Source organism: Qipengyuania sp. CAU 1752, assembly GCF_054482615.1.
The window spans coordinates 2,357,846-2,370,616 of sequence record NZ_JBTLRE010000001.1; the positions used below are offsets into that span (position 1 = coordinate 2,357,846).

At 61.9% G+C, this 12,771-nt stretch carries 14 protein-coding genes; 10 read left to right on the plus strand and 4 right to left on the minus strand.

The window, feature by feature from the left end:
- Positions 1-44: 44 nt before the first annotated feature.
- Positions 45-1,901, plus strand: coding sequence for a DUF885 domain-containing protein (locus ACXYL9_RS11535; protein WP_459039636.1), 1,857 nt, complete (start codon positions 45-47; stop codon positions 1,899-1,901).
- Here ACXYL9_RS11535 and ACXYL9_RS11540 read toward each other — a convergent pair.
- A complete protein-coding gene (locus ACXYL9_RS11540; RefSeq protein WP_459039637.1) occupies positions 1,898-2,341 on the minus strand; it encodes a DUF4345 domain-containing protein in 444 nt (147 codons plus the stop codon). The genes ACXYL9_RS11535 and ACXYL9_RS11540 overlap by 4 nt on opposite strands.
- A gap of 78 nt (positions 2,342-2,419) precedes the next feature.
- Between ACXYL9_RS11540 and ACXYL9_RS11545 the strand changes: the two genes are divergently transcribed.
- Positions 2,420-2,800 carry a DUF3597 domain-containing protein gene (locus tag ACXYL9_RS11545; protein ID WP_459039638.1) on the plus strand — a complete coding sequence of 127 codons (381 nt, stop codon included), beginning with the start codon at positions 2,420-2,422 and terminating at the stop codon, positions 2,798-2,800.
- Between the two features lie 28 nt (positions 2,801-2,828).
- Here the strand turns inward: ACXYL9_RS11545 and ACXYL9_RS11550 are convergent, their stop codons facing one another.
- Both ACXYL9_RS11550 and ACXYL9_RS11555 read right to left on the minus strand, forming a co-directional pair.
- A complete protein-coding gene (locus tag ACXYL9_RS11550) occupies positions 2,829-3,185 on the minus strand; it encodes a hypothetical protein (RefSeq protein ID WP_459039897.1) in 357 nt (118 codons plus the stop codon).
- 144 nt (positions 3,186-3,329) lie between these two features.
- Positions 3,330-4,949: a phosphoenolpyruvate carboxykinase gene (locus ACXYL9_RS11555; RefSeq protein ID WP_459039639.1), complete on the minus strand. Its 1,620-nt coding sequence runs from the start codon at positions 4,947-4,949 to the stop codon at positions 3,330-3,332.
- 256 nt (positions 4,950-5,205) lie between these two features.
- Between ACXYL9_RS11555 and ACXYL9_RS11560 the strand changes: the two genes are divergently transcribed.
- The 7 genes from ACXYL9_RS11560 (at position 5,206) to ACXYL9_RS11590 (ending at position 10,609) form a co-directional block, all read left to right on the plus strand.
- Positions 5,206-5,961, plus strand: a complete 756-nt coding sequence (locus tag ACXYL9_RS11560) for a response regulator transcription factor (protein WP_459039640.1) — start codon at positions 5,206-5,208, stop codon at positions 5,959-5,961.
- Between the two features lie 36 nt (positions 5,962-5,997).
- Positions 5,998-7,587: a sensor histidine kinase gene (locus ACXYL9_RS11565; protein WP_459039641.1), complete on the plus strand. Its 1,590-nt coding sequence runs from the start codon at positions 5,998-6,000 to the stop codon at positions 7,585-7,587.
- A complete protein-coding gene (locus ACXYL9_RS11570) occupies positions 7,587-8,000 on the plus strand; it encodes an HPr kinase/phosphorylase (protein ID WP_459039642.1) in 414 nt (137 codons plus the stop codon). The genes ACXYL9_RS11565 and ACXYL9_RS11570 overlap by 1 nt, the downstream gene beginning before the upstream one ends.
- 114 nt (positions 8,001-8,114) lie before the next feature.
- On the plus strand, positions 8,115-9,047 hold the full coding sequence (gene rapZ / locus ACXYL9_RS11575; protein WP_459039643.1) for an RNase adapter RapZ: 933 nt from the start codon (positions 8,115-8,117) through the stop codon (positions 9,045-9,047).
- Positions 9,048-9,103: 56 nt separating this feature from the next.
- On the plus strand, positions 9,104-9,532 hold the full coding sequence (locus ACXYL9_RS11580; protein ID WP_459039644.1) for a PTS sugar transporter subunit IIA: 429 nt from the start codon (positions 9,104-9,106) through the stop codon (positions 9,530-9,532).
- Positions 9,529-9,807, plus strand: a complete 279-nt coding sequence (locus ACXYL9_RS11585; RefSeq protein ID WP_459039645.1) for an HPr family phosphocarrier protein — start codon at positions 9,529-9,531, stop codon at positions 9,805-9,807. Before ACXYL9_RS11580 ends, ACXYL9_RS11585 begins: the two co-directional genes overlap by 4 nt.
- A gap of 4 nt (positions 9,808-9,811) precedes the next feature.
- A complete protein-coding gene (locus ACXYL9_RS11590; protein ID WP_459039646.1) occupies positions 9,812-10,609 on the plus strand; it encodes a TrmH family RNA methyltransferase in 798 nt (265 codons plus the stop codon).
- Positions 10,610-10,806: 197 nt separating this feature from the next.
- On the opposite strand, the gene ACXYL9_RS11595 is transcribed toward ACXYL9_RS11590, so the two are convergent.
- A complete protein-coding gene (locus tag ACXYL9_RS11595) occupies positions 10,807-12,258 on the minus strand; it encodes a DNA recombination protein RmuC (RefSeq protein WP_459039647.1) in 1,452 nt (483 codons plus the stop codon).
- Positions 12,259-12,352: 94 nt separating this feature from the next.
- Between ACXYL9_RS11595 and ACXYL9_RS11600 the strand changes: the two genes are divergently transcribed.
- A complete protein-coding gene (locus tag ACXYL9_RS11600) occupies positions 12,353-12,754 on the plus strand; it encodes a four-helix bundle copper-binding protein (protein ID WP_459039648.1) in 402 nt (133 codons plus the stop codon).
- Positions 12,755-12,771 lie beyond the last annotated feature (17 nt).

Here is a 12,771-nt window from a genome sequence, read left to right on the forward strand (position 1 = left end):
GCACGGATTTGACTTGCCCACCACACCGCGTCACATCGTCACGCATGACCCAGACACAGTTCCAGATCACCCGTCGCCAGGCCATCGCAGGCATCGGCGCAAGCTCCGCAGTCGCGCTTGGCGGATGCGTCACCTACGCCGCCGGTGAAACGGTCGCCGCTACGGGCAGCAAGGCGGCCACCGGTGCCCTGCTTGAAGATGTCGCCTATCGCCTCCTGGCACACGAGCCCGAACGCGCTACCGGACTCGGGGTAGACACCGGCCAACACGCCCATCTGCGTAGTCAGCTGGAAGATCAGTCGCCAGCTGGCCAGGACGCGTTTGCATCGACCCTGCGCGAAGACCTGTCGCGAATCCGTGCCTGGCCGCGCGACGGACTTGATGCCGAATCCATCACCAATCTCGAAGTGGTCGAAAGCGGCTATGCCACCGCGCTGGCCGGCTTTGCCCTGCCCTATGGCGATATACCTGTCGGCAGCTGGCGCACCGCGCCATATGTCGTGATCCAGAACGTCGGGAGCTATCTCGACTTGCCGCGCTTCATGGATTCGAGCCATCCCATCAAAGACGAGTATGACGCGGATGCCTTCCTCGCCCGCATGGAAGCAATGCCAGCCACATTCGATGGCGAACTCGAACGGATGCAGAGCACGGCAGCGCTTGGCGTCGTCCCGCCAGACTTCCTGATCGACAAGGCCATCGCGCAGATGGAAAGCACCATTGCTACCGCCGCCCGGGCCGAGCTGTTCACCAGCTCGCTATCGGAAAGATCGGCCGAGGCCGGATTGAAAAGACCGCCGGTCGAAGCTGCCGCCGAGCTCGAAGCCACGCAAATCGTGGCCGCGCTGCAGCGTCAACTTGCTGAACTCAAGCGTCAGCGGGCCGTCGCGACCGGCGCGCCGGGTATGCGCGAGCGTCCACATGGCGAGGAATGGTATCAGTGGGCCCTGCGCTCCAGCACCACTACCAATCTCACCGCTGATGAGATCCACCAGCAAGGTCTGGAGGAGCTGGCATCGCTGCACGGACGGATGGACCCGATCCTGCGCGAAATCGGCTATACGACCGGCTCGGTCGGTGAACGGATGCAGGCGCTGAGCCGCGATCCGCGCTACAAGTTCGCCGAGGGCGATCCCGGCCGCGCCGAGATCATGGCCTTCATCAAGGAGCGGGTGGACTGGATCAAGGCGCAGATGCCGCGGGCCTTCAACACGCTGGTCGATCCGAACATGGAAATTCGCCGCCTGCCGCCGGCCGAGGAACCGGGCGCACCGGGCGCCTATGGCGGTGCGGGAAGCAAGGATGGTACCATACCAGGGCGGATGTGGATCAATCTGCGGACCACTGACCTGCACCGCAAATATGATCTCGCCGACCTGACCTATCACGAGACTATTCCCGGCCACGTTTGGGAAGGCGAATATTCCAATCGGCTGCCGCTGATCCGCTCTATCCTGGCCTTTAATCCCTTCTCCGAAGGCTGGGGGCTTTATGCCGAACAGCTGGCCGACGAACTGGGCGCCTATGACGAGTTCAAGGTCGGCCGGCTGGGCTATTTGCAAAGCCTTGCATTCCGCGCTTGCCGAATGGTCGTCGATACCGGGCTGCATGCGAAGGGCTGGAGCCGCCAGCGCGCGGTAAATTTCTTCGTCGAGCGCAATGGCAGCAAGGCCGAAGAAGTCGCCAGCGAAGTCGACCGCTATTGCAGCTGGCCGGGCCAGGCGACCGGCTACAAGCTGGGCCATAGCCGCATCACCGACCTGAGGGCACGGGCCCAGTCCGAGATGGGTTCGGCCTACGACTTCAAGGGATTCAACGACGCGGTCATCCTCGGCGGCAACGCGCCGATGGATGTACTGGCCAAGAACGTCGAACGCTACATCGCCGTCGGCAAGGGCTAGGTTTCGCCGCCTGGCCCAAAGGCCCGTCGGTGCCATCCGTACAGGATCAATGGCAGCACGAGTTCAGTCACGCCCAGCACCTGGAACAGGGTGTTGGGCAAGCCAACTTGCGCGGCAGAAATAATCCGCGCGATCCCGCCAAGGAAGAATACTGCTAGCAAGGCGAAGAGCACGCCGCGACGCTCGTCCAGACTGCGCGAGCACCAGACCAGTGCCGCGCCGAACCCAAGGAACAAGGTCGCGTAGAACCTGTCCTCGCTATCCATCGTCGCATTGACCGGCATCGAACCGGGGATCGAGGCTGGTCCGATAGCGATGTGAGCGAGGGCAATGGCGATGCAAACCGCCCCGAACAGGGCGACAATCCAGGCCAGTGCGCGCGCCAGATCCATTTCGCTCATTCCCCACTTCACGGAACAGAACGCCAGCCTATCAGTCATTCAGGAGACGGGGAACGCAATCATTTCGCCCGCCCTGCCCCGGGCGGCGGGCCGACCACCACCAAAGGAGAGCGCAAGATGGGTATTTTCTCGAGCATCAAGAACGCAGTTTTCGGCAAGGACGACGACAAAAAGGCGACGACCGCACCGACTACGCCAAAGGGTTCCACCCAGGCCGGCGCGCGCGGCAGCAGCATACCGCAAGCCGCCCCGGTCGATGTCGAAGATCGGCTGTCCAGCAAGCCGGGTGCCGACAAGCTCAATTGGCGAACTTCAATCGTCGACCTTTTCAAGCTGATCGGCCTCGATCCGAGCTACGCCAACCGCAAGGAACTGGCGCAGGAACTCGGCCGCACCGACTATGAAGGCAGCGCCGACGACAATATCTGGCTGCACAAGGCGACCATGCGCGAATTGCAGAAGAACGGCGGCAAGGTCCCGGCCAGCATGACTGACTAGGTGCTGCCTGCCCAAGGGCTTCTGGCGGCTATTTCTTGCCGAAGAAGCCCTTGGCCATGTCGGCAATGTCGTCCATCGCACTGCCGTCGCCATCACGGTCGAGCATGCCCATGATTGAACTTGGGTCGTCCTTGATCGCGTTGGCGAACTGACTCAGCGAGCCTTCGCCGCCGATCTGCTCGACAATCTTGTTGAGCGTTCCGCTGTCCAGCCCGGTTTTCTGCGACGCAAGTTCGACGGTGTCGCCGTCCATCTGGTGGGTCTGCCCAAGCGTCGCAATAGCCTTTTCCGCGATAGCAGGATCAATACCCACCTTTTCGGCAAGGTTGGCCACATCATCGGGCGCGCCGCCGATATTCTTCAGCAATCCGTCTAGCAGGCTCATCATATTCCTCCACTGGCTACGACCCGATCGCCGCAGTCTAGGCGAGGACGCCGGTAACGCCAACCACAGCTGCAAATGAAAAGGCCCCGCCCGCGTTTTGTCGCGGTGCGGGGCCTCTCCTCTCCAGCCGGGTGTTCGGCGAAATCAGGCTGCCTGCGTCTCCGCGTTGGGAGCCGCCTGGCGCACTCCCTCATCAACATGCGGTGCGAAAGGCTCGAAATTGTCTACGAACAACTGCACCAGCTTGTCGGCGGTGCGGTCGTATTCGTCCTTGTCGGCCCAAGTGCTGCGCGGATCGAGGATCGTTTGGTCAATGCCGGCCTCGGCCAGCGCCGGAACGCTGACTGGCACGTCGAAGCCGAAGTTGGGGTCCTTGCGGAACTCGACATCGTCCATCTTGCCGTCGAGCGCGGCATTGAGCAGAGCACGGGTGGCCTTGATCGGCATCCTGCTGCCGGTGCCGTATTTGCCGCCGGTCCAGCCGGTATTGAGCAGCCAGCACTGCACCCCGCCCTTGGCGATCCGCTCCTTGAGCAAATTGCCGTAAACGCTGGGATGACGCGGCATGAAGGGGGCGCCGAAACAGGTGCTGAAGGTCGCCTCGGGTTCGGTCACGCCGATTTCGGTGCCAGCCACCTTGGCGGTATAGCCCGACAGGAAGTGATACATCGCCTGGTCTGGCGTCAGCCGCGCAATCGGAGGCAGCACGCCGAAGGCATCGGCGGTCAGCATAACGACATTCGACGGTACGGGTCCGAGATTTTCTTCCGAAGTGTTGGGGATGTAGTCGATCGGATAAGCGCCGCGGGTGTTTTCGGCGAGCGTATTGTCGTCGAAATCGAGTTCGCGGGTTTCCTCGTCCATCACCACGTTTTCCAGCACGGTGCCGAACATCCGGGTGGTGGCGTAAATTTCCGGCTCTGCCTCTTCGGAAAGGCGGATCATCTTGGCGTAACAGCCGCCCTCGAAGTTGAAGACTGCCGTGTCCGACCAGCCGTGCTCGTCGTCGCCGATCAGCGTGCGGCTGGCGTCGGCCGACAGCGTGGTCTTGCCGGTGCCCGACAGGCCGAAGAAAACGGCCGTCTTGCCATCAGGGCCGACATTGGCGCTGCAATGCATCGGCATCACGCCCTTGGTCGGCAGCAGGTAGTTGAGCACGCCGAAGACGCTCTTCTTCATCTCGCCGGCATAGCGGGTGCCGCCGATCAGGATCAGTTTCTCGCTCAGATTGACCGCGACCACCGTTTCGCTGCGGGTGCCGTGGCGTGCCGGATCAGCGCGGAAGCTGGGCAGGTCGATGATGGTGTATTCGGGATCGAAGCCAGCCAGTTCATCGGCCGTGGGCCGGCACAGCAGGGTTCGGATAAACAGATTGTGCCATGCCAGTTCGTTGATGACGCGGACTTTTACCCGATGCTCGGGCTGCGAGCCGCCGAACAGATCGGCGACATAAAGCGTGTCCCTCTCGCCCACGGCCTTGAGGAAGTCTTCCTTCAGCGCGGCAAATTGCTCCGGCGTGATCGAGGCGTTGTTGTCCCACCACACGGTGTCTTCGGTCTCGGCGTCGCGGACGATGAACTTGTCCTTCGCACTGCGACCGGTGTGTTTGCCGGTCTCGACCACCAGCGCGCCGTATTTCGACAGCCGGCCCTCGCCATTGTCGATAGCTTGCTCGACAAGCTGCGCGGTGCCCAGATTCGGGTGGATAGTTGCGGATGTCTGGATGCCCTGCTGGGCAAGGCTGGTCGACAGCGGAGCGGTCACGCTGATTTCTCCTGAAACTCGTGGTGGCCGGGGGGCCGAATTAGGGCGCGGCAAATTCAGTGCATAGGTATGCACGAAATGCGATGTCCCGATATAACGCGCAGGCGATTCCGTCAAACATTGAGCGCTGTACTTTCCGCGACGGCTTGGAATGAAGTTGCAATGCGTTGTTTCACCCGCTGCTTGGCGCTAGAAACGGCCGCATGCGATCTGGCGCAGTGCAGCCGCAGTTGGACAGTTAGTGGATGGGGCGAAAATGGCAGAACTGAGCGAGGCCCCAGAAGCCGGCGTCCGGCAGCGCCGCGTGATCGCGCTGGTCGATGATGATCGCAACATCCTCACCACGGTATCGATCGCGCTCCAGGCCGAAGGCTATGACACGCGCATCTACGCCGAAGGCGAGACCGCACTGAAGGCGCTGCTTGAAAACCCGCCTGACCTTGCCGTGTTCGATATCAAGATGCCGCGCATGGACGGGATGGAACTGCTGCGCCGCCTGCGCGAACATTCCGCCATTCCGGTCATTTTCCTCACCAGCAAGGACGATGAGCGCGACGAGGAAGCCGGGCTGGAGATGGGTGCCGACGACTATATCTCCAAGCCGTTCAGCCTGCGCCTGCTCCTGGCCCGCATCCGCGCCATTCTACGCCGGGGAGGACTGGACGAACTGACGCAGGAAGAGCGCGCACAGGTCGAGGAGGAACAGCGCGAAGTCTATTCCCGCGGCAGGTTGACCATCGATCCCGCCCGCCATCAGGTCTTGTGGGATGGCAAGCAGGTATCGCTGACCGTGACCGAATTCCTGATCCTGGAAGCGCTCGCCGCGCGGCCCGGCGTGATCAAGAGCCGCAACCAGTTGATGGACGCGGCGTACCCTGACGAAGTCTATGTCGACGACCGCACGGTGGACAGCCACATCAAGCGGATGCGACACAAGTTCCGCACCGTCGACCACGATTTTTCCGCCATCGAGACGCTCTATGGCGCCGGCTACAGCTTCTCCGATGGATAGAGCGTGCATGATGGCCAGCGGGGTCTTGCCGCGCTGATGGCAAATCCGCCGATTTCACAACGCCTGGCAAGGCCTTTCGAGCGCATGAGCCTGCTCGACCGGCTGTCCCTTACCGCGCGCATATTGCTCGTCAACATCCTGCCGCTGGTGATCCTGGGCGGCGGGATCTTCTATCTTGATACCTATCGCGCGCAATTGCTCGACGAACGCTACAAGCTGGCGCGTACCGAAGCGCAGATTGCCGCTGAAGCGCTGGCCGGGGTGACCAAGGAGCGGCAGGAGGCGCTGCTGGTCCAGATCGGCAAAGAACAACGGATGCGAATGCGCATGTTCGACGCCGAGGGGCGATTGTGGGCCGACAGCTTCGCACTTGCCGAACCCAGCTTCAGCATCGACGATCCGAGCGATGACAGCTTCGGCCTGCGATTTGCCCGCTTCCTCGACCAGATTGTCGATACCGTGGTCAGCGCGCGCCCGGTGCCCGAATATGTCGAACCTGAAGCGCAAACCGCAGATGCCTGGCCCGAGTTGGTCCGTGCGCGGCAGCAGGGGTTATCGCAGATCGAACTGCGGCGCGCCGCTGACCGGACCCCGATTATTACCGCCGCCGCGCCGGTGGGCCTCAACGGTGCCACCCTGCTGACCACACGTAACGCCAAGGATATTACTGAATCGGTCCGCACCGCGCGCTCCACCATCGGTGCCGGAGTCGGGTTCGCCCTGTTCCTCTCGATCCTCCTCTCGCTCTACCTCGCCCGCACCATAGTGCGTCCGCTGCAAACGCTTTCACGCGCCGCGCAGAAGGTCCGGTTGGGCCGCGAGCGCGAGGTCGAAGTGCCCCGCCTGCCCGAGCGCCGCGACGAGATCGGCGTGCTGGCGCGGGCGATCTCGGATATGACCGGTGGCCTGCGCAAGCGCATCGATGCAGTCGAACATTTCGCCGCCGACGTTGCGCATGAAATCAAGAATCCGCTCGCTAGCTTGCGCAGCGCGGTTGAATCGCTGGCCAAGGTCGACGACGAGAACCTGCGACGGCAATTGCTCGATATCGCAACCCACGATGTTCGGCGGATCGACCGTCTGGTCACGGAGATCTCCGATGCGAGCCGGGTCGATGCCGAGATTTCACGCGCCATATTCGAACAGATCGATATCGGCGCGCTGGTCGGCAATATCCTCGCCACCCGCGCCAACCGCGATCTCGACGGCGATCGAACGATATCCGTTACCATGCCGCCCCGCCCAGCCCTCGTGATGGGTGTCCCGGTCCGTATCGAGCGGGTGGTCGAAAACCTGCTCGACAACGCGGTGTCCTTCTCGCCCGCGGATGGCAAGATACTGGTCGATATCAACATTGACACTGACTGCGTTACCTTGAGCGTTGCCGACGAAGGTCCGGGCATCCCGGAAGAGGATCGGCTGAAAATCTTCAACCGGTTTCATTCGGACCGACCCGAATCCGAGGATTTCGGCAATCACAGCGGACTTGGCCTGGCGATCGCGCGGACAATCGCAGAGGCGCATGGCGGGATGTTGACCGCTGAAGACCGGCCCGACGGGCGCCCCGGCGCATGTCTTGTACTGTCGATGCCCGAGGCACGACGCGGCACCTCGGGTTCGTCCTGATGCTGTATCAGGCAACCTGCGTCGCTATCGACGGGAGGGCCGTGCTGATCGAGGGCCCCCCGGGGTCCGGCAAAACTTCGCTGGCGCTGGCCTTGATCGACCGCGGCGCGCTGCTGGTGGGTGATGACGGAGTCCTGCTCGACTTGCGCGAAGACGGGCGGCCTTGGGCCAATCCAGCCCCGCACACTCGCGGCAAGATCGAGATCCGCAATGTCGGGATTGCCGAGATCGAGCCGGTTGAGGCGCCACTGGCGCTGATTCTGGGATTTGATGTGTCGGCTCCACGCTTTGTGGAAACCGCGTCCTGCCGCAAGATCCTCGACGTCGACATACCGGTCCTCGCCTTTTCACCCCTGGGGCCTGTGGGTGCCCTGCGAGCCGAATACGCGCTGCGGCTGCACGGGCTCGACTGAGAACCAGTCCACCACCACGCACAGATTTGATGCACGCAGCTGCTTGCTCTTGGAACATCGCAGGACGATAAGGTAGCAGGGGGCGACAAGGGACGGGATGGTGAACAGATTTATATGACGAACCGTCAGGAAATCCTTCTCCTCACGGGCTTGTTGGGCGCCGGCAAGAGTACCAGCCTGCGGGTTCTGGAGGACCTGGGCTGGGAAGTGCTAGACAATTTTCCGATCCGGCTACTGCCTGCACTTATCGCCGACGTCACTGCGACCGCAAACGCAGCACCGCTCGCGATTGGCTTTGATTCGCGTACCCGCGGGTTCGTGCCGGACAATATCATCGAGCTGGCGAGATCGATGACGAAGCGTGATGATCTCAGCGTGACCAGCGTTTTTCTCGATTGCGCCAATGACGAACTGGAACGACGCTTCAACGAAACCCGGCGCTATCACCCGCTCGCCCGAGAACGATCGGCAGCCGACGGCATCCGCGCCGAACGCGAGTTGATGGAACCGCTCAGGGCCTGGTCCGAATGGGTCATCGACACTACCGAACTGACCGGCAACGAGTTGCAGCAGATCATGCGCGAAAGGTTCCACCGCGACGACCCGGCGGCGCAGTCGGTTACGGTAAGCAGCTTCGGCTTCGCGCGCGGAATGCCTCCGTTGGCGGACCTAGTTTTCGACATGCGGTTCCTGGAAAATCCCTATTGGGTGCCGGAACTGCGCGAACTGACCGGCCTTGACCCGGAAGTGGGCGAATACATCACCGCGCGGGGCGATTTCGACGACGTTTACAAGCGCATCCGCGACCTCGTGCTGTCATTGCTCCCGCGCTACCGCGCGCAGGGTAAGGCCTATGTCCATATCGCCCTGGGTTGTACCGGCGGGAGACACCGCTCGGTCTATACTGCCGAGACCTTGGCCGAGGCCTTGCGCGGAGCGGGATTTTCGCCCACTGTCATCCACCGCAACCTGGCCTCTCGGGCTGCTGACGAATTTGAAGGGCCGCCCGGCGCAGATGGTGACGACAGCGCGGCGCGAAGGACGTGAACACCCAGTCGGAAGGCCCGGCACAAGATGACCAGAAGCGAGCATCTACTTCCCCAATGATCGGACTCATACTCGTGACTCACGGCCGTTTGGCCGAACATTTCGTGGAAGCGATGGAGCATGTCGTCGGGCAGCAGGAAGCTGTCGAGACGGTCTGCATCGGCCCCCATGATGATGTCGAGAAGCGGCGCACGGAAATCGCCGAGAAGATCGCTGCTGTCGACAGCGGGAGCGGTGCTATCGTTTTGACCGACCTGTTCGGCGGAACCCCGTCGAACTTGGCCATTTCGCTGCTTGAAGCCGGACGGGTCGAGGTGATCGCCGGGATCAACCTGCCAATGCTTATCCGGCTGGCTGGCGCACGCAAGACGATGGACGTGGTGTCAGCTGTTGCTGCCGGACAGGAAGCGGGACGCAATTACATCACAGTTGCTTCGGAGTTTCTCGGCCAGAACGAAGCCTCACCGACGAAGAAGGCATCATGAGCGCCAGTTCGCGCGAAGTCACGATCGTCAACCAGCGCGGCCTGCACGCCCGCGCAAGCGCCAAGTTCGTCGGCGCGGTTGCAGCCTTGCCCGAGGGCGTTACGGTCAGCGTCCGCAAGGATGCGAACGAGGCAGCGGGCGGCTCTATCCTCGGCCTCATGATGCTTGGCGCGGCCAAGGGCGATACCATCTCCATCAGCGTTGCGGGCGACGGGCAAGAGGCGGTGCTGGAGCAGTTATCGGCGTTGGTCGAAGACGGCTTCGGCGAGGAATAGTGTGATGACCCGCCGGCAGATCACCGGCTTTTCCAATCCGACGGTCAAATATCTCCGCTCGTTGCGCGAGAAGAAGCACCGACGGCGCGAAGCCAAGTTTCTGGCTGAAGGGCTGCGTCTGCTGACCGATGCGCGCGAGTCGGGACGCATTCCCGAGATGCTGGTCATGGCCGAAGGACGCGATCCGCATCCGCTTCTTGCCGAGCTGGAAACCAGCGTGGAATCTGCCGGCGGCAGCGTCATCGAGACCAGCACCGACATCCTCACCAAGATCACCGGCAAATCGAACCCGCAGGCGGTGGTCGGCATGTTCGACGAATGGGACAGCTCGCTGGCCACCCTCGACCGCTCTGGTGCGCCAATCTGGCTGGTGGCGCAGGCGCTGCGCGATCCGGGCAATCTGGGCACCATGCTGCGCACCGGCGATGCCGTGGGTGCCGGCGGCCTTATCCTGATCGACGATTGTGCGGACCCGTTCAGCGTCGAAGCTGTGCGCGCCAGCATGGGCGCTGTATTTACCCAATCGATTGCCACGGCGCGTTGGGACGAATTCATCGACTGGCTGCGGCAGGGCCCGGGTCAGCTGGTCGCTGCTTCATTGCGCGACGCTGTACCTTATCGCGGCGCGCCCTATGCAGCGCCTTGTTTCATACTGGTAGGCAATGAATCGCAAGGTCTGCCCGAAGAATACGAGGCAGCCTGCGATCTGCGTGTCACCATGCCCATGCGCGGGCGAGCAGACAGCCTCAACGCGGCGGTTGCAGCCGCAGTGCTGGCCTATGAAGTGTTGGAATCGCTGTAACGCTAGGCAAGCTGGTTCAGACAGTTCCGCGAAGGGGTGCAATGTGCCACACCCCGGTGCTGTCGGTCAGTTGCAGTCTACGGATGGGCATGTCGTCCTAATAAAGCTCAGCCCTCTCCGCTTGCAGTGCAGGCTGAATAACATTTGTCTAAACTAGGACCTTCTAACAAAAAAATCTTACCGTGCGCGACGAGGTCTTATTCGGCCGCTTTCCCGGTTTCCTCGGCGAAGTTCATCAGCTTTCGCGGCTGCGAATTAAGCGGCAGCGCCTCGGTCATATCCTTTGCACTGGTGTCGACGTTGAGCTCTTCGAACCGCTCACCCGTGCGGCGCAGATTGGTGTCGAAGGACCCGACCAGCTTATCGAAGTGCTGGTTTGTCAGATGCAGGCTCTTGCGAAGCGCGCCCATATGGCCTGCCACGACACCAAGTCGGTCGTACAATTCCTTGCCCAATTGCGCGATTTCCTGCGCATCTGCCTGCACCCCGGCCTGCCGCCAGACCGTACTGACAGTCAGGGCAATCGACATGAAGTTGAGCGGGGATGACAAGACGATTTGTTTCTTGAGAGCGTAGTCGAGCAGGCCGCTGTCTTGCGTCAGGGCCGCGTAGAGGACGTGTTCGCCCGGCACAAACATGACGGTGAAGTCGGCCGATCCTTCGACGTGATCCTGGTACCTTTTGGCGCTCAGATCATCGATGTGTCCGCGCAATTCTCGGGCGTGGGTTTTGAGCAAGGCTTGCCGCTCTTCCTCGTTCTCCGCCTCGTTGGCGCGGGCATAGGTGTTGAAGACGTTCTTGACGTCGACCACGAGGCGCCGCCCCCCTGGGATGTTGATCACCGCATCGGGGCGCAAATTGTTGCCGCTCTCATCCTTGACCGTGGTCTGGAAATCGAAATCAGCCTTATCATGCAGGCCGCAGCTTTCGAGCAGGTTGGCCAATTGCAATTCGCCCCAATCGCCGCGCGCCTTGGTCGCGCCACGCAGCGTGGTGGTGATACGGTTGGCCCCGTCCAAAACCCGCTCCTGCCCTTCGCGGACCTGCCCGATGACGCCTTGCAGCCGTTCGAAATCGCTGATCCGCGTTTTCTCCAGCTCTTCCACCCGCTTGCGATATCGCTCCAGCGTTTCGCCGACCGGCCCAACCTTCTTTTCCAGCTCGGCGAGGCTTTCCTTGCTCAGATTGGCCAGATGGCTCTGTGCCCCTTCAAGGAACTTCGTGCGCGCTCCTTCAAGCATCTTGTCGCCGATTTCGTTGAACTTGGCCTGCAATTTCTCCTCGGCCTCGACCAGTCGCTTCATCTCGCGTTCGAACTGCTCTTCACGGTCGGCCAAGCGCTGCGCGGCAGCCTTCTCACGCTCCGTGCTTTCACTGCGAATGCGTTCGAACGCGCCCTTGAGCTCGGAATGTTCGGTGCCGAGCGTTTCCAGCCGCCGTTCCATCTCATCGGCTCTAGCGGCGCGGACAGTCGCGTTTTCCAGATCGACGATGGCCTTGCGAAACTTTTCGTCCAGTTCGCGGGCCTCGCCATCGCGCTGGTTGTGGCGCGCCTCCCAATCCTTGGCCGGGCGCGCTCCGACATACCAGCCTATCCCTGCACCAATGGCCAAGGCTACGAACACGAAGACAAATGCGAGTGTATCCATGCCCGGAACATAGTCGGAACGTCGACCGTCGCCAAGCCTGCTTCGGAACTATCCCCCATGCGGATCGCTGCCCCCTGCAGAAGGAGAATTCATCATGTCGATCAAGGAAATGATCAAGGAACACCCCGATGTAGGGGCCGACTGGAGCGAACAATTGGGCGAGGCCGTCAAGCATGCCATGTATTGCGCTGCGATCTGCAACAGTTGCGCCGATGCCTGCAGCGCAGAGGACGGCGACATGCGCGCCTGTATCCGCGCTTGCATGGATTGCTCGGACATCTGCACCGCGACCTACCGTGTGGCCACCCGCCGCACTTCAGGCAATGTCGGGATCATCGAGGCGATGCTGCGCACCTGCATTGCCGCATGCGAAGCCTGCATCGATGAATGCCAGAAGCATGACAATGCGCATTGCCGCCGCTGCGCGCAGATGTGCCGCGAATGCGCCGACGATTGCCTCAAGGCATTGAACATGATGCAACAGCGCGGCGGCTAAGCCGGTTCCGCCTGTCT